This window comes from Paenibacillus sp. LjRoot56 (assembly GCF_964253335.1).
GTDB classification, from domain to species: Bacteria; Bacillota; Bacilli; order Paenibacillales; family NBRC-103111; genus Paenibacillus_E; species Paenibacillus_E allorhizoplanae.
Genome location: NZ_CAXURV020000003.1, coordinates 1,380,703 through 1,403,033, shown reverse-complemented (window position 1 = coordinate 1,403,033; position 22,331 = coordinate 1,380,703). Strand labels below are relative to the sequence as shown.

Genomic DNA, 22,331 nt, shown 5'->3' with positions numbered 1-22,331 from the left:
CAATCTCTCCCTTATAATAAATTTTCTAGTACGCGCTTCGAATACTCCCAATTGTTTTTGTTGCTGACGTAAGCACTCTTGCCCTTTTCGGTAATCCTGAAATACTTGCGTCTTCCTCCCTGAGACTCATCGCCCCAATACCACTCGATATCGCCGTCTGTCTCAAGCCGCTTGACGCTGGAGTACATGGTGGCTTCCTTTAATTCATATTCGCCGCCCGAGCGTTCAGCAATCAATTTGACAATTTCGTAGCCGTAGCGGTCAGCTTCGGATAAGAGCCGTAGTATCATCGTATCGGTATGTCCGCGGAGCAGGTCGGATGTAATTTTGTTCTCGCTCATATCATCACCTCACATTTATTATAATACGGCATAGTACTATGACTGTCAAGGTACTATTTTAAATAAAATACTTTGTTTGAAATAAAATTCAATCCACCTGCCCTTCGCCGAGCGGATAGGGCTTCTCGTCTTTTCTTCTTCCCCTCATCACTGAGTATAACAATGACTATACGGTGTTTGATGATGACTACCATGCGGCGAAAACCCTTGGTATGACAGGCTTTGCACGTTCGCATGAAACACGTGCAGGAATGACTATGGACGGCAATGGCGCGTGTTCCCTATGATGCAGAGGTAGCAATTGACGTGTTCGAACATGAACATCACCACTTCAGTCTGATAGGAAAGGAAGTGCAGTTATGCACACGGAATCAGCCCTAGCCGCGAGCAAGGCATCCGCGACATCCGCGAGAGGGATACATCGTAAGCAACATGTGAAACGCTTGCTGCGTAACCGATGGCTGTATCTGATGCTGCTCCCTGGCATCTTATATTTTCTCATTTTTAAGTACGTACCTATGTACGGCGTTCTTATCGCTTTCAAGAATTACCAGCCGTTTCTCGGCTTCTGGGACAGCGAATGGGTGGGGATGAAGCACTTTGATCGTTTCTTTGGAGACCCGCTGTTCTGGCGGCTGCTCAGCAACACGTTCATATTAGCGATCTATAATATTGTTTTCTTTTTCCCATTACCCATTATTATCGCGCTGATGCTGAATGAACTTCGCATTGAGCTGTTCAAAAGAACGATTCAAACCGTGGTGTACATCCCACATTTCATGTCCTGGGTCGTCATCGTATCCATTGTCTACTTGTTCTTCACAACCGAAGGGGGACTGGTGAATGAGGGGATTAAGTCACTTGGTGGTGAAAAGATTAACTTCTTGCTCAGCGCGGATTGGTTCCGAACGTTCATCACAGCAGAGGTGATCTGGAAGGAAACAGGCTGGGGGACGATCATTTTCCTAGCTGCGTTGTCGGGTGTGGACCCCCAGCAATATGAAGCTGCTCGCATCGATGGTGCGAACCGCATGCAACAAATGATGCATGTGACGTTTCCGGCTATTCGCTCCACGATTGTGATTCTGCTCATCCTGCGGCTCGGACATTTCCTGGACACCGGATTTGAACAAATTTGGCTCATGCTGAATGCGATGAATCGCGAGGTAGGCGAAGTGTTCGACACGTATGTGTATTCCACAGGGATTTCGGAAGGACAGTATAGCTATAGCACGGCTGTAGGATTGTTCAAATCAATTGTTGGACTGGTGCTTGTGGCAGCTTCGAACTTTATCGCCAAGCGAATGGGCGAGGAAGGTGTCGTGTAAGACAATGGAACGGAGGTTATCCCATGGTAAAAGATCGTTCGTTTGGCAGTAGACTGTTTGATACGGTTAATATCACATTGTTAACGGTGTTTGCATTAGTGACATTGATCCCTTTTATTTATATCGTTGCGGGCTCGTTTGCGACCCAAAAGGAATTACTGCAGAGAGGCTTTATCCTGTTCCCGACGGAATTTTCGATGAGTGCCTATGAGTACATCTTCTCCACCGGTACGTTGATGCGCAGCATGGGCGTCACAATTTTCATCACGATTGCAGGTACGCTCATTAATATCATAATGACGTGTTTGATGGCCTACCCGCTGGCGCGGAAGGATTTGGATTACCGCAAACCGATTCAGATCGCTGTCATTTTCACCATGTTGTTTAGCGGCGGTATGATTCCTACGTTTCTGGTGATTAAGCAGCTGGGCATGATTGATACGTATTGGTCTTTGTTGATTCCAGGCGCGATTAGCGCATTCAATCTTATCATTATGCGGAATTTCTTTCAGCAGTTGCCCGATGGCTTAGAGGAATCTGCCAAGATCGATGGCTGCTCCGATCCGGGAATTTTGTTCCGCATTGTCATTCCGCTTTCCCTGCCGGCCATTGCCACCTTCTCACTGTTCTACGCGGTGGGCCATTGGAACACTTTTTTCAGTGCCGTGCTCTATATTAATGATTCCACGAAATGGCCGATTCAGGTGCTGCTCAGACAGATTGTCATCATGTCAGATGGCGGCGGGCTGGGGGATTCGACTTCACTCGCAGCTGATTTCGTACAACCGCCTGAGCAAAGTGTGAAGATGGCTGTTATCGTTATTTCCACATTGCCAATCCTCATTGTGTATCCGTTTTTGCAAAAGCATTTCGCCAAAGGCGTGTTGCTTGGTTCTGTTAAAGGGTAAACTGTTTCCACAGTTTCTCGATAGATGTATCATATAAAAAGGGAGGACGTTTATCATGAAAAAAAGGTTACATCCGAAAATGAGTAAGTCCATCGCATTAGCTTCTCTTCTAACACTGACTGCTGGGGTTGCTGCAGGTTGTGGCGGAGGAAGTAAGGAAGCGGTAAGTACCGATGCAAGCGCAAAGCCATCCGGTGCAACAACGGAAGTCGCGAAGCCCGCAGCTCCTTATAAAATGTCGATCATGATGCCGAGCTTCAATCCGGAGCCGATGGCAACTGATGGTGAGATTTTCAAGAAAATTCAAAGCGTGACGAACACAGAACTGAAATTGAATTGGGTGCCATCTGCGACCTATTCGGATAAATTGAGTGCAACGGTGGCTTCAGGTGAGCTGCCGAGTGTCATTACCGTTTTGAATCAGAAGGTACCTTTCATCGTGAATTCCGTCCGCTCAGGCATGTTCTGGGAGCTCGGCCCTTACTTGAAGGATTACAAAAACTTGAGCCGCATGAACCCGATTGCCTTGAACGCGATTTCTATCGATGGGAAAGTGTACGGGATTTATCGTGAGCGCGATTTGGCAAGAGACGGGATTACCCTGCGTAAGGATTGGTTAGACAATCTGGGCCTACAGGTACCGAAGACGATTGATGATTTTTACAATGTGCTGAAAGCTTTTACGAATAATGATCCAGATAAAAATGGTAAAAATGATACGGTCGGACTCGTCGAGCAGCAAACGCCAGCGGGTTGGAGAGACATGTTGGCTTGGCATGGTGGACCAGCAGACTGGGAATTGAAGGATGGCAAGATGAGCCCAGCGCACCTGTCACCGGCGTATTTGGAAACGATGAAGTTCTACAAAAAGCTGTACGATGAGAAGCTGATCAATCTCGATTTCGCTGTAGTCAAAGACGGTCGCCAAGTGATGAACAAAGGAACAGCTGGAGCTTGGGTTGCTAACTTGAATGATGCGAACGGAATTGAAGAACAAGCGAAGAAGGTAGATCCGAAAGCTAAAGTCACAATAATTGGTGCATTGGAAGGGCCGAAGGGACTTCGCAGTATTGCTGGAACAGGATCCTATGGGATATTCATGATTCCCAAAACATCTGTAAAAACAGAAACTGAACTGAAAGCGATTTTGAACTATTTCGATAAATTATCCGATAAAGACATGCAGAATATGCTCTATAACGGAATTGAAGGCCGTCAATACACGGTTGAAAACGGGGAATACAAGAAAACAGCAGATCCTAAATTACTCGTAGAATACGGGATGGGCGATTCTTCTCAGCTTGCTGTATTGAGAGATCAAGTGACAACCTTCGGTCCTGAGCTTGTTCACCAACGGGACAATGTATGGAAAGAAAATGCGAAAATCGCGATTGAGAATCCGGTAAACGCTTTTATTTCGGACACGGCTAGCGAAAAAGGCAAGGAACTGGATAAATTGATCGAGGACGCGAGAACGAAATTTATTATGGGCGCGATTGATGAGAACGGCTGGAACAAAGTAGTGGAACAATGGAAGCAAAATGGCGGCAGCAAGGTGATCGAAGAGTACACAGCCGAATATAACAAATCAGCCAAGAAATAATAAAAGTTTTGTGCCCCGCTGTCAGGGTCTGTGTTTTTCCCCATGACACAGATCCTATTTGTTATACTAGAGGAATTGGCAGTAACCGAGACTAGCCTGCTGAAGGAGACAACCGGGGCATGAAGACACATACTTACTTACGCAAATTAATCGTGCTGACGCTCGTTGTGGGGGCTTTTCCAGTTCTTATTTTGGGGTGGTACTCTTATACGTATTCCTCTCATACCGTTCTGGAAAAGGTAAACGAAAGCAACGCACAAATCTTGCGTCAAACGCAGCTGCGCGTCGAGCAAACCTTGAAGACTATCGATTACACGGCGTCGCAATTGCTGAATACCCCCCTGATGGCGAGCGCGATTGGCAAGCGGCTTACCATCACGGATGCGGAGCTTATCAACGATCTCTATGATAACCTTCTGGGGATACAGACCTTCGAGCTTGGGATCAAGGACGTCTTCCTGTATAGCCTGGAGAATGACTGGTTAATTAACAATTCAGGTTTTAACGAATATAGTCATGTGAAAATGAAGGATCTGTTGCGTGAGTTCGCTACGATGCAACCTGGCTCCAAGTGGGTCAGCATGGACTTATCCGAGCGCTATGATGCGGAATCATTGGTCGTGAGCAATAACTATACGATTATGAATGTGAAAAAGTGGCCGATCAACTCCCTGAAGCCTCAGGGGATGATGGCGGTTCTGTTGTCAGGGAAGGAAACGAACAACCTGATCGATTTAGAAGACGACAACATGGGGCAAATGTACATCGTGGATGAAATGAACAAGCTCGTTGCTCATCGGGATCGAACGTTGATCGGTCAGGATATGTCGCAAGAGGTGTTCATTCGGCACATTGCGGAATCTAGCGAGCCAACAGGACTGTTCAAGTCCAAAGTGCAAGACGAGGACATGTCTATTTCTTATCGTAAATCAGCCTACAATGGTTGGACTTACGTATCTGTGCTCCCAATCAGCGAGATGACGAAGCGGGCCAAAAGCATTGCATGGACGTCCTTATGGGTCAGTGTCATCGCTTTATGTACGTCTGTAATCATCGCGGTACTTGGTACACGCAGCGTGTATAGGCCTGTAAGGAGCATTTATCGCTCCCTTGCAGATGCCAAAACTTCCCGTGAGGCGAAGGACGAATTAGGCGTTATCAGCGAAGGCATACAATCGCTTTTGTCCAATCAATCGCGTATGCAATTTCAGTTAGAAGGCCAACAGGAGCATATGACGGAGCTGCTTGTTCGTAAAATGCTCACGGGCGAGGCGAAGTCATCCGAGATTCAAGAGCGACTCCAGTATTATGGCTATACCTTGGAATGGGATAAAATGCGCGTGCTGCTCTTCCAAATCGATGATTTAGCGGAAAGTCGGTTTGATGAGAAGGACCGTGATTTACTGCTCTTCGCTATCAGCAATATTGTTTCGGAACTAGTGCCAAGTCAAGAGCGACTAGCTCCAATCGTTTTTCAAGATGCGGTGCTATTGATTGCTGGGACGCAGACAGGTTCTGAAGAAGCCTTCAAGAATAAAGTGTTCGATATGGCCGTAGCGATTCAAGAAGCGGTGAAAGGTTACTTATCCGTAGAAGCGAGCGTAGGCATCAGCCGGAGCTTCACGCATTGGATGGATGCGGAGCAAGGCTACGCGGAATGCGTAGTAGCGCTGAAATACCGCGTGCAGCTTGGGAGGGAGGCGGCATTGTTCATTGAGGACGTGCAGCCTAAGAAAGGCAAGGAGAGTCAATATCCGAAGGAAGCAGCAGCGCAATTAATCGATGCGATTCAGTCGTCAGATAAGACGCGTGCACATGAGTCGTTAGCGACATTCATTGAGAATGCCTCCAAATCCGTCGATAACCACAATGATTATCAGCTTTCACTCGTGCGTCTGTTGGTCGATTTGATCCGTCTGCTACAAGATTCCGGCATCTCGTTATATGCGCTGAATCAGAAGGAGCGTTCCTTATTCGATGAACTGCTGCACCTTCATGCTGCCCGCGAGATTGAAGCTTGGTTCTATGAGCAAATTGTGGAGCCTAGCATCGGCTTGCTGGAAGAGCGGAGAGATACGCAGTTCCGCACGATTTCGGATGAGGTGAAGCGACTGATTGAGGAAGCGTTTGATACGGATTTAACGTTGGAAAAATGCGCTGCACGCATTAATTATCACCCACAGTACATCAGTCGGGTGTTCCGACAGGAGACGGGGATTAACTTTGCCGAGTATTTGGCTCAATACCGTCTCGATATTGCCAAACGTTGGCTGCGTGAGACGAATATGACCGTCACGGATATCGCGGAGAAGCTCAAATACAACAATCCGGCGAATTTCATTCGCTATTTCCGCAAAATGGAAGGTATAACCCCTGGACAGTATCGGGGTAAACCAGAGAAGTAAAGAAAAGGACTTTAGGAACAGGTAGTCTGCTGACCTAAAGTCCACCTTCATCACTTTTTGGAAAGCGCTTCCTTATTATATATCCAACTATTTTGATGGGAACAGGAGGTAATTCGGTGTTAATAAAACGATTAACAAGTATGCTATTGCTCTTCGTATTGCTCTTCACGGGAAGCATTGTCGATGCAGCTGAGCCCTCAACGAGCCTTGCTGCGATCGGACAGAAAAAGCAGGGCGAATCGTTGACGATTCAAGGAATAACGAGCTTGCAGGAAGTCCTCGTTCAGATTATGCGACCGAATCAAACGATGTTGGAAATGGACCAACTGACGAAGGCGGAGCTGCTCGCGGGAATGACGGTAACATTGCCGACGAATGCACCACTGGGGGGTTATACGGTGAAGGTTGGTTCTGGAAGCGATGTGAGTGTGGCAACGTTCTTAGTCATTGCAAGCGGGGGCGGTGATCCAGATCCAGGGACGGATCCGGGAACAGATCCAGGGACAGACCCAGGAACAGATCCGGGAACGGACCCAGGTACAGATCTAGGATCAGATCCTGTAACAGATACCCCGACAAAGCCTGAGCTTCCTGCCGTGAAGCCTGACGGCATCGGTGAGCTGAAGCTTCAAGTTGTGAGTAGGCCTGACGCAGCTGGCGTGGCGAAAGCGGCTGTGACACTGGAAGCGCTAGACCAAGCCTTCGCGAACGTGCAGGGCGCTGCTTCGTCCAAACTGACGCTGAACGTGCAGAAAGTAGATGGTGCGCTAGCCTATGAGACGACCCTTCCGGCGGCTGCACTAACCGCAGGAGGCAGGGTCCGACAGCTGACGCTTCAAACCGAGTTCGGTACGATAACTTTGCCTAGCAACATGTTTACGACAGAGGAAATGGCAGGGAAAGCAAATGTGTCTATCACATTGCGTCATATCCAAGCAGATAGCTTCTCGGAGCAAGTGAAGGCAGCAATTGGCGATCGGCCCATCGTGGACATTCATGTGAAGCTTGACGGTAAACCTGTGCCTTGGACTAATGTCCAAGCGCCTGTCAACGTATCGATCCCGTACCAACCTACGGTAACGGAGCGGAATCACCCGGATAACATCACGGTTTGGTATCTTGATGAGAGTGGAAAGCCCGTACCTGTGACAAGTGGCAAATACGACGCGAGCACTGGGCTAGTGACGTTCACCACCACACATTTTAGCCAATATGCCGTTGTTTACGTGACGAAGACATTTGGAGATATCGCCAAATTTCCATGGGCTCAAAAGCAGATAGAGGCTCTCGCAGCCAAAGGAATCATAGCAGGAACTTCGGAGCAGGATTTTTCTCCAGCGGCCTCGATCAAACGGGCTGATTTTGTTCTGCTTCTCATGCGGACAGTAGGAATGACAGCGGCAGCTGGGGAAAGCTTCGCAGATGTTAACGCCAGTGATTACTATCACGATGCGATTCAGACGGCAAGAACGATTGGCATTACCCAAGGCTTTGGCGATAACCAGTTCAAGCCGAACCAAACCATTTCCAGACAGGAAATGATGACGTTTACAGCGAGAGCGCTGACCATCGCGGGTAAGCTGAAGTCTGCCGGATCTGGTATGAATTTGGCCGCATTCAAGGACGCAGCTGATGTAGCGGGCTATGCTTCAGAGAGCATCAAGGCACTGATTCAGCAAGGGATCATCGAAGGCAGCGATGGCTTGCTGTTACCGTTGGCTAATACGAGCAGAGCGGAAGCAGCCGTTATGCTGTACCGGATTTATCATTTATCGGGAGGTAGGTAAGGATGGGATTATTTAGAAAGCATTGTGCTGCGCTGACCGCAGCCCTCATGCTCAGTTCAGTTGCCGTTAGCTTTGCCCCGCAATCTGTCCATGCAGCGAGTGTAAACATGGAGGCAGACTATGCAGTCTCCGAAGGGCCGCTCGTGAGAACGGAGCAATTTAATAATACGAATTACACCCCTTTGCCTGTTCATGTCGTGGATGAATTGAAAGGGATTAAGACGAAGGTCGTAAGGGATTTTGTCAAAATCAACTGGTATTACAATAAAGATAGTGCGAACAGTGATTATTTGGCCTACTCCATCGACGATGCACGGAATGCGACGAATCCAGATTTGCTGAGCGCACGCAAAGAAACGTATGATTTCATGTCACAATTTTCTGATTCCCTCCTCATCTCCCTTGCGTATTCCTATGGCGGCGATGCGAATCCGGAGAAGAACCGTTTGATCGCGGGTGAAACGACGATGAATTGGCCGGAATTTGACAAGGCCATGAAGAAAATTATTTATACGTTGAAGGAAAAGAATCCAGAACTTGAGTACATCGAGGTCGGCAACGAACCTAACCTAGAGCCAGCATTTTACGGGCATACGAAGGATGACATTCCCGGTTATATGCGCATGTATCAAGGCATGTCGGAAGCTGTGAAATGGGTCAATACACAAGGACTAACGGGCCAATCCGTTAAGGTTGGAGGACCGGTGTTATCCGGATATAACTTTGACAAGCAGAAGCAGTTTGTTGATATCGCCTATGCCAATGGTTATCAAGTGGATTTCGTTTCATGGCACCGCTACCAAGAGGATGTGCGGATGAATGAGACACAGGAAATTCAGATGAAGGGCTATTTGCATCAGTTTTATCCGAACGCTACGACAATTGTGAGTGAATACGGTTGGAAGGGCGGTGGAGGCTTAAGCGATGCGACGAACAATGTCGGCCTCGCCAAGCAAGCAGCCTTCATGACCGATTCGGCCTACTTCTATGCGCGTGGAGGTACCGACATTCCGATGAACTGGGTCGCGGTGCATACGCTCAATGCCTATTTCAAAAACCAATTCGATGTCGACTACGCATTAAGCAACGGGGATACGACGAATTGGCAATCTTTTACCAATAGTAATCCTAGATCCTTGCAGTATTTGAACTTACGCGGTTGGCGTGAATCCGCTTCGACTTCGAAGCCAATGAAAATCAAAGAGATTCGCTTCTTTGATAGCAGCAATAATCCGATCCCAATTCCGAATGTACTCAATGATCCTAGCATTGCAGCTGTAACAGACAATGACGATGCAACGCAATTTACGCAATCCGACTACTGGACGTGGTTGAAGTTTGATTTAGGTTCCAATGCCCCAGCAATCGCGAGAGTGGATATCAAATGGGGAAATACAGACATTAACACGTTCCAACTGATTGGGACGAGTGATAAGCTGAAATATTATGAGGTGCTCGGTCGTACCTTCTTTACACCTTATTTCAACACAATGCGTATGTTTGCTCAGTTAGGGGATACGCGCGTTAAAGCTAGCGGCGGCAGCACAGACATCTATGGGACACGGATGTTAGCCACGAAGAATAGCGATACGAAGGCTACGATGATGGTTTGGAACAAGCAAGGTGACGGTACAGCATCCGCCAATGTGGATATTAGCGTGAAGAATTTACCTGCGGGTTTCCAGGGGAAAAGCGTACGCTACAAAAAACTGCTTGTCGATGAGTCTCACAGTAATCATGCGTATAACAAAATTGATGACCTGCAAATGGTCGATGAAGGGATCGTCAATCTTACCGACACGATCGTGCTAAGCCAAACGCTGGAGAAAAACGCAGTCATGCTCATCGAGCTGGAAGCCGTGGATCCGAGCATTAAGAATATCGTGTCCGCAGGTAAAACGGTAACCCTATCTCCCGGCATGACGGGCGGGGCCAACCTGGTTGATGGCTATGAGACAACGGCAGCGGTCGCCGCCAACACGTATCCGCAAACGGTAACAGTCGATCTAGGGAAGTCTTACCAGCTTGCGGGGATGGGCATTGATTGGACGAATAGTGCTTCTAGAGGGTACACCTATAAAATCGAAACCAGCTTGGATGGTGTCAATTTTACACTAGCATCGGATATGACATTTAGCTCGAACCCGGCCTATGTGCCGCCTCTGGGAAATAGTCTGGCGTGGTTCACCGGGAAAGCTCGTTATGTCAAGCTAACAGTAACAGGCTCTACGTACGATGGCCCGTTATCGATCAATGAAGTGAAAGTATTTGCAGATGGCATGTACAAAAATGGTTTCGAATCGGTCACCGATCGGGATACTTCCGCTTGGACGATGACAGGGTATAGCAGCGCCGCCACACCGTGGACATTCGCAACCGACAGCGTGACGAACAACACTTACGCGATTCCGGTAAATACGTATGGCACAACGCCTAGCTTTGCCATCCTTGGGGATGACTTAAAGGACTACGGGGTGGAAGCGCGTGTAAAGGTGGCGAATAGCAGTTACACAGGTAATGTGCAGATGGGATTGCTGGCTAGAGCGAGCACGTATAATAGTCAGTATTATTTTAAATTAATGAGAACGAGTACGACGAATCAAGCTATTCTGGAAAAAAGAATCAGCGGAACGACGACGGTTCTTGCGACGATTGATTTATCAACACCGATTGACTCGTCGAAATGGTATAAGCTCAATCTGGAGACGATCGGCACGACAATCAAAGGCTATGTCGATGGTAAACTTGTCATTGAAACGACAGATACAAGCCGTACGAGTGGTAAATTCGGATTGCGCAGTCATGAAGCCTTAGCAAGCTTCGATGATGTGAGGGTATATCCAATCGTACCATTGCTTGGCAGTATCCAAGTAGATGGCGTGACGATCAACGGCTTTGATCCTAAAATCAACAGTTACACGGTACTTGTGCCTTCTTCAACGAGCACGGTGACGGTTACAGGTTCTGCCTATGGGACTGGCAGCATCTCCGTTGCGCCAGCTTCTGGGCAAGTGACATTTGATGCGGTAGGACAAGAGAAAACTTACACGATTGCGGCCTTATCCAGTGAAGGGAATGGCGCGAATTATTATTCGCTTAGGCTTAAGCAAGCGAGCTCTGATGCGACGCTAAGCAGCTTGAGGCTGTCTGTGGTCACTGATCCATTGACATCTCCAGGTCAGAAACTGCCAGCTATGAGTATTGCACTCATCCCAGGGCAAACGGATTATACAATTCACGTACCTTCCAGGACGAATTATGTTAAAATCGTCGAGGCTGTACCGACAGCGAGCAATGTGGCAACAGCGCAGATCTCAGATGCCGTTATGGTGAATGGAACGGGTACCGCGAAGGTGACAGTTACCTCGGAGGCCGGCACAACTACGGTATATACGCTGCATTTGGTAGCGAATGCAGCGGCTCCGACCGGAGCGGTGCTTTATCAAGAAAATTTTGAAAATGCCAGCTTTAATTCCGATCCTTCTACAGGGTGGAGCAATGGGGCAACACCGAATGGTGCCTCCTCGCATTTACGAGTCGTGGATGAAGAGCAAGGTAAGGTGCTTGAGAAATATACAACGACGAGTATGGCCTTTACCGTTGGTCAAAGCGCATGGACGAATTACGATGTTCGGGCAAGAGTCAAAGCGCAGGTCGGAACTTCCCTGCCTGGTGTAATCGCACGGGCTTCTGATGATGCGAAGAACTTCTATATGCTGCGTATTCACAATGGCACCAATGGCTTAGCGGGCGGCAGTACAGGCTATGTGGCCCTGGGTCGTATGGTGAATGGCAGTCTGAAGGAGCTGGACAGCAAAAAAATCCCTTATCCCTACATCGTCGGGAATTGGTATCAATTGAGACTGGTCGTGAATGGCAATCAGATCAAGGGCTATATCGATGATAACCTCATTTTCGATGAAATAGATAATGGCACGTTATTTTCTTCGAATCCACCTACGTTAACGCAAGGGAAAGCGGGTATTCGAGTCGCCAACCAAGCAGCTAGAATTGATGATTTTCTCGTGACTGAATTGACAGATGAGGTCGTTGTCGTACCGCCGGTTGAAACGCCATTACCTTTCTCCTTAGAAGGTCAATTGAACAGAAGCAATGGGCTGAGTGCGAGTGTACTTGTTAGCCGTACACCAAATGCAGCTGATCATGCGGGTACGGAAGTTGTCTTTTTCCAACTGCTCAAAGGCACAACACCTGTTTCTTATGTCGCAATGGAAAACGATATTGGCATCGGGAATCGTGTAGTTGGACACTTCGATGTAGCGGACCCTGATAATCTGAGCTATCACGTGCATGCATTCGTGGTTAGTTCATGGGATCTCCTGAATGAAAGCTTGCCGGTTTCGCTATCGAATAAGCTGGACATCGAATAAATGTAATAGACAGGCTGTAATCCGACTATCGCGTCGTGTTTACGGCCTGTTTTTGATGGAAGTCGAGATATGACTATAGACGACTATATTTGAATCCGCTTACAATTACGTTGTCTTCAGCGGTACGCGCGGCCGAGGGAGTACGCTATAGGTGAGGAGTGGTATTCAGTTGAACACGAATCGTTCGATCTTTTCGATCAAAGTAGTGATGATGCTTTTTACTGTTATGATAGGCTTCACGTGCTTACCGTTCAGTATCCCGATTGCCGCAGCAGCCGATACGATTACCCTTACGAAAGGGACGACATACCAGGCGATTGATGGTTTTGGAGCGGCGGCGAATAAGCCCGTGTACGACTTGCAGCACACTATGAGCACGGCGAATCAAAGCGCCATTCTAGATAAACTTTTTCTCAATAGCGGCTCTAATGCTGGACTTACGATGATTCGTTGGGAAATCAATCCTTACAAGCTAAGTGAAGATTCATCAGGCATTGAGATTTCCTATTGCGGATGGAACAATTGTACAGAGGACTGGACCACGGATTCGCACCAACGGTGGTTTGCAGACCAGGCGTTGACGCGCTACAGTGCTATGCAGTTCTATGCCGTTCCATGGAGCCCTCCTTCGTGGATGAAAGATACAGCTACTGTAAAAGGCGGCCATTTGCTTCCCGCCCGCTATGCGGATTATGCGAACTATGTGGCGAGATGGGTCCAGAAATATCGGGGAGATTTCGGATACAACATTAAATGGTTAAGCGTTCAAAATGAACCTGATTATGAGAATCCCCTATGGGCAACTGCACGGTACTATAACGCAGAAATGGACAGTGTCATTGGTGAGGTTGACAGCGCTCTAACCAGCAAAGGGATTAGGTCGCAGGTCAAGCTAACGTCTCCTGAGGCCACATCGGAGAATGTCGCGATGAATTTCCTGAATAATATGCCAACGAACAAGAACCTCGTCGACTATGTGGCCTATCATAATTATGGCAATGACAATAGCACGCTGTATGCGGAAACAAAGCCAAAACTAATGACGGAATATAATTTTAAGGACGAGACGAATAATCTCTGGGATCCTGGCAACACGACCTACGATAACCAACAAGCGATTGATCTCGCAGTCCGAATTCATCGTGCACTGACCACCGGCGGCTCGAATGCGGCCAAAGGGTTCTTGTATTGGTGGAGTGTTGGCAGCAATGAGAGCTTGGCGCAACAGTTGATTAATTTGGACACGAGCGGAGGCACGTACGCAACGAGTAAGGTTTTGTATGCGATGGGCAATTTCAGTCGAGTAATGAGGCCTGGCTATGTTCGTATTCAAACGGTATCCAGCAACCCGTCTTTATTGGTCGTGGCGACGAAAATCAACTCAACCAGCAAAGCGCAGCTCGTCGTCATTAACACCTCATCGTCGGATATCACGGCTACCGTGAGTGGGTTCAGTACATCCGCTACTGCAGCCTCCAAGCTTAAAACCAGTGCCACCGATAACCTTACCAACATGACCGATGTGACACTTGTAGGGGGATCGTTTACGCAAACCTTTTCAGCCAAATCGGTCTATTCTTTTTCGGAGAAATAGGCTCAGTTAGTCCTTCCGTACCTTTCATTGCGGGCCAACTGCTGCCGACAAAAAGCGCAGACTTTAATGCATCAAGCCAAAGGCTGCTTGGTCAGCGGTATGCGGATGAAATTTTGAATCCATAGTAAAAGGTTATGGGGCTGCTCCTTTGGGGTAGCCTCTTTTGCTTATTGTTCAACAAGTCGAGGTATTGGTAAAATGAGAAATATAGGAAATATTCAAGACATATATGGAAAATATAATAAAATCCGGAGTGGTTCTATAGGGAGGTAAGATGCAAATTCATATAATGATTATTCTATTTCTTATGGTGATTACTGGGTGTACTACTACAACCAAAGCATTGACCCTTGAGCAAGTAATTGCAGCTTTTCAAGATGAGGGGATGCAACTCCATAAAGCAGATGGAAATGAAGAGAACATATTCCAGCAAGGCATAAACGAGGTAACTCCGAGCTTTTACCAGTTGTCTGATGGCGTAACTTACTTTAATATATTTAATTCAGAGAAAGAACGGATGAAAGGTCTTGAAGATTTTTATCATAGACCTATTGATTTTGTAAAACATAAAGCGTTCGTTATCAATAATGTGCTTATATTTTATGTCTATGGGAAGAATCAAGGCAACGAAATGGATGAAAAAATTAATGTTACTCTCGCAAAACTGAAGAAAACTAATTAGTTAGTATGAATAAACAAGCCACTCCATTGGAGTGGTTTTCTCTTTATAGCGGATGATGTGAAAAAGTCAAAATTTTGGAGTGAAATGTCATATTATTGGAGCCTGCCAGGGAAAATCATAAAATATAATGAAAAAGCGTATTGGAAAGCGCTTTCTTATTTGGGGCGATACCAACATTTTAGGGAGGGGAAAAATTGAGCAAGAACGTACAGCAGTTATTCGCATTCATCCTCATCGTAGCGCTCATGTGCAGTGCTATTCCGGGTGGCAAAGCTTATGCTTTGGAGAAAAGCGAGGAGCCAGGATTGCTGGCTTGGTACAAACTGGATACACCTTATGATCTTAACGGCAAGAACGTGGCAGAGGATTCCTCCGGACAAGGCCATCATTCCATCACTGCAAACGGCACTTGGGTCGAGGATGGCGGTGTACACGGAGGAGCTCTATCGTTTAACGGCGTATCCGATCTAATTCAGCTGAATTTGGGGTCGACGCCAGCAGGATCGTACCTGAAAGATGCCTTCACTGAGCATTCCGCTTCGTTATGGTTTAAAGCCAACGATACGCAAAAGCTGCAGGTACTGTACGAACGTGGAGGCAATGCGTCGGGTATGGCGTTGCAATTGAATGCGAACAGGCTGGAAGCCGCAGTTGCGAGCGCCGACGTGAGGGGTATTGTATCGGTCGATTTTACGGATACTGCCTCTTGGCATCATGTGATGGTTACGTTCAACAATGGCGTGTTCACACTGTACCTGGACGGGAAGGTAGCAGCCACTAAGACCGTGCCATTTACAAAAGTGAACACGGCGCTTAACGAAGCGGCTATCGGTGCAAAATTCGCGGTGTATGCATTCGGTGGGGATAACCAGACTGGGGCTTGGTTCAACGGGATGATCGATAATGTGCGTTTGTACGACAAAGCGGTTACACCATCAATCGAAGTAACAGGCGTTAGCTTGAGCAAGACGCAGTTGACTACGACGGTAGGTGAATCGGTGTATCTAGATGCTTTTCTCCAGCCGTCATTCGCGACGAATCGAAATATCACCTGGACTTCCAGCGATGAATCTGTCGTGACGGTTGCCGTTTACGGTTCAACACAAGCAGCTATTGAAGGCAAAAAAGCGGGCAGTGCAACCGTTACCGTGACAACGGAGGATGGAAATTATACGGCTGCAAGCGTTGTAACTGTTCTTCCAGCGCGGATCTCCATGCCTTTTGAGGGATTGGGCGCCTGGTACAAGTTGGATGCGCCATTCAGTTATAATGGCAAGCAAGTTGCAGAGGATTCCACAGGTAATGGGCATCATTCTGTAAGCGCTATCGGAAGTTGGGTGCCGGATGGTGGTGTTGATGGAGGAGCCTTCTCCTTCAATGGATTGACAAGCACTATTCAACTCAATACAAATACAATGCCCTTCTTGAGGGATGAGTTTTCCGCATTCACCGCTGCGATGTGGTTCAAGCCGACAGATTTGAACACCAGACAGGTATTGTTCGAGCGCGGAGGCAATGGGGCAGGATTGGCTATTCAAATTAACGGAGGGAAGCTCGAGGCAGCGATTGTGAATAACAAACCTGCAATTGATCGCGTCATTCTTTCCACAACGCAGACTGGTGCAGACCAATGGCATCACGTAGCTGTCGCATTTGGCAAAAAATCCTTTAAGTTATTCCTAGACGGACAATTGGCGAAAGAAACCACGACGTCTTTCGATAAAGTTGCCGCAGCCGCTAACGAAGGGGCGCTCGGTGCGAGATTCGCGGTTGACGCTTTCGAAGGACCGTCAACCGGGGCCTATTTTAACGGGGTTATCGATGATGTACGATTGTACAATGCCGCTGTCGAGCCTATCTTAGGTGCCGTCCACCCGCAAAGCGTCAGTCTGGATCGGGCAGCGGTCACGGTTGGGGCCGGCCTTACGCAGGTGCTGACTGCAACAGTTTTCCCGAGGCATGCGACGATTCAGGATGTAATCTGGTCCTCAAGCGATGAATCCGTGGTGAAGGTTACGTCGAATAACGGCCTCAAATCTGTCGTGCAAGGGGTATCGGTAGGTACGGCGACAATCACCGTGACGACGGTCGATGGGAAATACTCGGCGCAGAGTAGCGTAACCGTTGAGAATATTCCGGTAGCGGGGGTCGGTCTTACACCTGCGGCAGCAGAAATTCTGATAGGAACGACACAGGCCTTAACATCGACAGTCACACCGACGAATGCAACGAACCAGAGGGTGAATTGGTCTTCTGACAACCCAACTATCGCATCGGTTAACGAAGCGGGTGTCGTTACGGCACTTCAGCCAGGTACAGCGACGATTACCGTAACGACAGTAGATGGCGCTTATACGGCTTCTGCGGTTGTGACAGTTAAGGGGATCTCGGTCTTGACGATCTCTCCGAATCATTCGAAAGTTGAGTTATCGGTGGGGGGGACGCATTTGTTGTCAGCCGTCATCTGGCCTAAGAACGCCACGAATCGGAATGTATCCTGGTCAACCTCCGATGCTTCTGTGGCAACGGTTGATATGAACGGCTGGGTGACAGCTGTCGGACTGGGCAGAGCGTTCATCACGGGAACAGCGGAGGACGGAGGCTTGTCGGCGAGCAGCGAAATTACTGTAATCCCTTCCGCCATTGAGAAAGTAGATAACCTGTTCAGAGTCGGTTCGGGGTCCGACCTTGGCAAGAAGGCTACCCTCTATGATGGAACGATCGAGAAGTATAACGGTTACTATTATGCGATGGGAACCGGAACTTTGGGGAAGGTATATCGCTCGAAGGATATGATTCACTGGGAAAGCCCGTATCGGTTAATTTCGAATGACCCGAGTACGATGCCGCAGGCGGTGACTCCATCCGATCACAACGAATTAGGCGCATCCGATTTGTTCTTCCATAACGGGGTGATGTTCTATATCTACAATGGTACCTCACTGATCTACGGGGACCCTAGCAAGATGAATACGTCGCCGAATTTCGAGTATGCCCTCAAGGATAAGAAATATGATGATGGGATTGACCCTCAATTATTCGTTGCGCACAACGGAGATTTAATCTTACTGCGCAAGGTAAATCCGGACGAGGTAGACCCTAATACCGGGGCAGCAAAGCCGGCGAATGCCGGTGCATGGCTCTGGGATGTGCAATCCTTCTTTAATGAGAAGGGCAATCCGGGCCGAAGCAAAGCGATCGAAACGGTTCATACACAGAAGGGCCACTGGGCCAATGTGAACTTCGTGAATTTCGAAGGACCGGAGTTATTTTACCATAATGGCGAGTATTACATGCTGTATGTCGGAAATCAAATGTTCCCGGAAACAGGACTGTATGAGACCGGGGTAGCGCAAGCCGATAGCTACGATAAAATAACGAATGCTTCCAAATACCCAGGTAAGCTGCTGGCACGCAATATTGAGGGGCTACTCCTGAAATACAACGTCATCCTGCCGACGGCCGAGCATGGCAGCCAGCCATATCAATATACCTTTAATGCGCCTCAGGTAGGCTGGAACGCGGTTGGCTCAGATGTGAATGGTTGGACGACTGGGGAGGGCGGCTTCGGCTGGCCGGATACGAGAACGGGGAAAATCCCAACTATTTATAACAACGGGAAAACAGCGCCATCCGAGATTTGGGCACACCCGAGCGGTCAAGCCTCCATGTGGGCAAAACGCTCCTTCCATCTGGATGTAGTACCTGAGACCACGGTCCTTCGCTACCGTCTGGAAGGGTATGGAAAGTTGTATGTAAACGGCAAGCCATTCTACACATTCGGTGGTCAGCAGCGAGCCTATAAAATGGTTGAAGTTCCCGCTGATATGCTTCAGCCCGGCGAGAATGTGATCGCCGTAGAGATCAGTAAAAATGGCGGGGCATCTTTGAATTACTACCATCTAGATTTTGGTCTGTATGATACGAACGGGCATCCTGTGGAACCCGACATTATCGGACCATCGCAACCGAATATGATTAAGGGGCCGAATGGTTTTGAGGATTGGGTTACCTATAAAGCTTTTTGGAACAGTGATGAAGGGCAAGGGAAGGATCGTGTCTACTTCTGGGATCAAGAGATGGTCGTTGATGGACCAACCTCCTATGATTCGGAAGGCATTCATCCGGAGGCTTGGACACCAACGTTCCAAGACAGGTTCGATTCGGAAGACAGCTTGCAGCATTACGAAATGCCGGAGACAGGCGTATCGATCGATAGCGAGGCGTTATATGTGAATACGCCTAGCGATTCGAAACAAGTGCTGCTGAACGGATACGAAGCGGAAAATGTGTTTGTAGAGGCTAATCTTCGATTCAATGACAACGATTTTGGAGATGAGGGGCAAGCCGGTATTGTTGCCTGGCATCAGGATGAGAACAACTATGTGAATGTGTTGATCGATCGCAATGACCGGAAACTTATCGTCGATTCTCGCATAGACGGTGTTTCGGAAAGTGCGATCACAGATTTACCTTCGACGTTCGCGTTCATGGAAAATGACTCGCGTGTTAAAGACTTTGCAGAGCAATATCATACGCTCAGAGTTTACAAGAACGGGTCCAAATTGTTTGCGGAATTGGATCATTACACGCTTAACGACGATCGGCCGGTGTTTGAGCAGGAGGCAATGGCTGCTCCTGGGCGAATCGGCTTGATCAGCAACAAGGCGAACGTTCGGATGGATAACGTAACCGTAACGACTGGTTGGAGCGAATACGGTACGTACATCAACGGTTGGGATGAATCATGGTCGGTTTCGGAGAAAGGCTTGCAGTCCCCTGCTGCCGGGGAAGCGATCACGGTCAAGGGTGATCGGACGCTCGGCCATGAATTTTCGGTCAATGTAAATACGGGAGCCTTGCCAGACAGTGGGAAAGCGGGCGTCATGCTGGAGTATGTCGACGACCAAAACTACGTGACGGCAAGTACGAATTATGCCACGAACGAATTCGAGTTGCGCAAGGTCGTGGATGGTCAGGAGGAGGTCATGGCCGTCGCTCCCACAGCGAGAGATACGATCTATGGGCACAGCAACTACGCAGAGAACGGCCAGCGTGAGTATGTGTACGATCTGCGTGCAGAAGCGGAAATTTCATCGGCAAAAATTTTGTGGTTCAATGGCCTGTTCCCATACATGAACAAGAACTTTGAGCTGCCCGATTCAACATCGGCAAATTTCAAGTTCGACAGTCAGAAGGACGGTTGGAACTCGGTACCATTTGCGTATCAAGAAAAGGGAAAAGGCGCGTATCATATCGCCGACTTTACAGATCATGTAAAAACCAGTCAACTTCGACTGAGCGTGCCATCAGATTTAAATCGCCCATTCTCCTTCGCCCTTCGTGAAGAGATCAGCGCGCAAAACTTCTATAAGGTGGTTCGGTCAAAGGGGAAAATCTATGTCTGGGTGAACAACAATCTAATCTTTGATGCAGAGGATCCTTTCGAAAATAAACCCGCACAGGCTGGCCTTTATTCAGATGGGATTCAGGCGACTTACAACGCCCTTACCAGCTTCGACGTATCGGGACAACTCTCCACTAGCGACAACGGCGGTGCTTCCTTGGCCGTGAAAGCGGAGGTTGCCGGTGAATCCGGTAGCAACGGATGGTACGTTTCGGATGTACAGGTCACTTTGCGTCCGGAAGGCGAAGGCTTGGATCATGTCAACATGTTCTACAGCCTGGATGCGGGAGACACATGGCACACGTATAGCGAGCCGATAACGATTTCCGCTGAAGGCCTCAATGAGCTTCGCTATCACGCTGATGATGGAGCCGGTAATAAAACGGAGACCGCAACGTTGACCATCGGCATCGATAAGACGGCGCCGGTCATCACGTTAAATGGACAGTCCAACGTGACCGTACCATTCGGCAGTACTTATAGCGATCAAGGCGCAACAGCAACGGATAATATCGGTCCAGTAGGCGAGATTGTTGTCACAGGCGAAGTGAATACCAATACAGCAAGTATATATACGCTGCGATACAATGTTATCGACCAAGCGGGGAACGCTGCTGTGGAAGCGGTACGCAAGGTGACAGTCGAGGAGGAAGAGGATTCTTCCGGAACTGAGGAGCCTGTCGACGAAGGCAACCAAGCGGAGGAAACCCCTACTGGAGAAAGCACTGTGCCGCCATCTTCCGGGAGCAAGGAACAGCAAACGGATGTGAGCCCGGAAGAAAACAACCAGTTGGAGCTAGAAGGTGGAGTAAAGATTCAAATTCCTGCCGGCGCCGTGTCTTCGAAGGGGACGATCCATATCGCGGTCGTTGAACCCGACCAGATTCCCGCGAATGGCGATCTTCAATCGGTCAGCCAAATTTTCGAATTATCCAGTACGACGGGCGATCGGTTTTCAAAGCCGCTTGAGCTTTCATTCGTCTACGAAGCCAAGCAATTGAAGCCAGGGAACCAACCGGCCGTGTACTATTATAACGAAAGTCAGAAGCGTTGGATATTCATCGGCGGAACTGTAAATGAAGCCGGAACGATCCAGGTGAATGTCGATCACTTCACGAAGTTCGCTGTTTTCACTTATGAACCGGCAGAGATGAAGGATATGGCGAATCATTGGGCAGCAAGCTACGTTCGTCGTCTCACAGGGATGAATGTCGCAGCCGGATACCCAGACGAAAGCTTCCGTCCGGACGCAACCGTAACGAGGTCCGAATTCACTAAGATGCTGGTTTCGGCATTAGGTGTTGAAGTGGCTTCCCGCGACACGAGCTTTTCGGATGAAGCGGTTATCCCATCTTGGGTGAAGCCGCACATCGTGGCCGCAGTGGAAGCGGGCTTGATTCATGGTTACGAGGAAGCTGGCACGATTAGCTTCAAAGGCGAGCTCACCGTGACGCGGGCGGAAGCAGCCGTGATGACGGCAAGAGCTTTGCAGATTTACGGAAACGGTACTGCGAACTTGACGAGTAAAGCATTGAGCCTGAAAGACGCTTCGGACATTCCGTCCTGGGCGAAACCATTGATCGATAAGGCTCTATCCGGGGGCATCCTGAATGGTTACGAGGATGGCACTTTCCGTGCGGGCCAAACAACGACGAGAGGCGAAGCAGCTGCCATGATTTACAAATTGCTGGCCGCGTTGGGAATATAGTTTTAAGCAACACGCACAGAGACCATCTCCACTTTGGAGATGGTCTCTAATTTTAGTAGAAATTCTAGATGCTGTATTAACCGGATTTTATTATCTTAGTAGTAATAACGCACAAGTTGGGAGTATCATGGAAAAGTAATAAGTCGAGGATTTTAAATTGTTAGATATAAATTAAAT

General features: G+C 48.3%; 10 protein-coding genes. 9 read left to right on the top strand and 1 reads right to left on the bottom strand.

Annotation, left to right across the window (positions count from 1 at the left end; all coding sequences use genetic code 11):
• Window positions 1-11: 11 nt before the first annotated feature.
• Window positions 12-341: a PadR family transcriptional regulator gene (locus ACSQ8O_RS25240; protein ID WP_436243395.1), complete on the bottom strand. Its 330-nt coding sequence runs from the start codon at window positions 339-341 to the stop codon at window positions 12-14.
• A 359-nt stretch (window positions 342-700) separates the two neighbouring features.
• Between ACSQ8O_RS25240 and ACSQ8O_RS25235 the strand changes: the two genes are divergently transcribed.
• The 9 genes from ACSQ8O_RS25235 (at window position 701) to ACSQ8O_RS25195 (ending at window position 22,154) form a co-directional block, all read left to right on the top strand.
• The gene (locus tag ACSQ8O_RS25235) at window positions 701-1,669 is read left to right on the top strand and encodes an ABC transporter permease (protein ID WP_436243859.1); all 969 of its coding nucleotides are present in this window, start codon (window positions 701-703) and stop codon (window positions 1,667-1,669) included.
• Window positions 1,670-1,692: 23 nt separating this feature from the next.
• Window positions 1,693-2,577, top strand: coding sequence for a carbohydrate ABC transporter permease (locus ACSQ8O_RS25230; RefSeq protein ID WP_236289189.1), 885 nt, complete (start codon window positions 1,693-1,695; stop codon window positions 2,575-2,577).
• Between the two features lie 55 nt (window positions 2,578-2,632).
• Window positions 2,633-4,180, top strand: coding sequence for an extracellular solute-binding protein (locus ACSQ8O_RS25225; RefSeq protein ID WP_436243858.1), 1,548 nt, complete (start codon window positions 2,633-2,635; stop codon window positions 4,178-4,180).
• Between the two features lie 119 nt (window positions 4,181-4,299).
• The gene (locus tag ACSQ8O_RS25220; RefSeq protein ID WP_056617373.1) at window positions 4,300-6,585 is read left to right on the top strand and encodes a helix-turn-helix domain-containing protein; all 2,286 of its coding nucleotides are present in this window, start codon (window positions 4,300-4,302) and stop codon (window positions 6,583-6,585) included.
• 116 nt (window positions 6,586-6,701) lie between these two features.
• Window positions 6,702-8,372, top strand: a complete 1,671-nt coding sequence (locus ACSQ8O_RS25215) for an S-layer homology domain-containing protein (protein ID WP_436243857.1) — start codon at window positions 6,702-6,704, stop codon at window positions 8,370-8,372.
• Window positions 8,373-8,374: 2 nt separating this feature from the next.
• On the top strand, window positions 8,375-12,763 hold the full coding sequence (locus ACSQ8O_RS25210; RefSeq protein ID WP_436243856.1) for a family 16 glycoside hydrolase: 4,389 nt from the start codon (window positions 8,375-8,377) through the stop codon (window positions 12,761-12,763).
• A gap of 151 nt (window positions 12,764-12,914) precedes the next feature.
• Window positions 12,915-14,357 carry a glycoside hydrolase family 30 gene (locus ACSQ8O_RS25205; protein WP_436243855.1) on the top strand — a complete coding sequence of 481 codons (1,443 nt, stop codon included), beginning with the start codon at window positions 12,915-12,917 and terminating at the stop codon, window positions 14,355-14,357.
• A 274-nt stretch (window positions 14,358-14,631) separates the two neighbouring features.
• Window positions 14,632-15,039: a hypothetical protein gene (locus ACSQ8O_RS25200; RefSeq protein ID WP_436243854.1), complete on the top strand. Its 408-nt coding sequence runs from the start codon at window positions 14,632-14,634 to the stop codon at window positions 15,037-15,039.
• A gap of 194 nt (window positions 15,040-15,233) precedes the next feature.
• Window positions 15,234-22,154 (top strand): Ig-like domain-containing protein, encoded by a 6,921-nt coding sequence (locus ACSQ8O_RS25195; RefSeq protein ID WP_436243853.1) that lies wholly within the window; start codon window positions 15,234-15,236, stop codon window positions 22,152-22,154.
• Window positions 22,155-22,331: the final 177 nt, after the last annotated feature.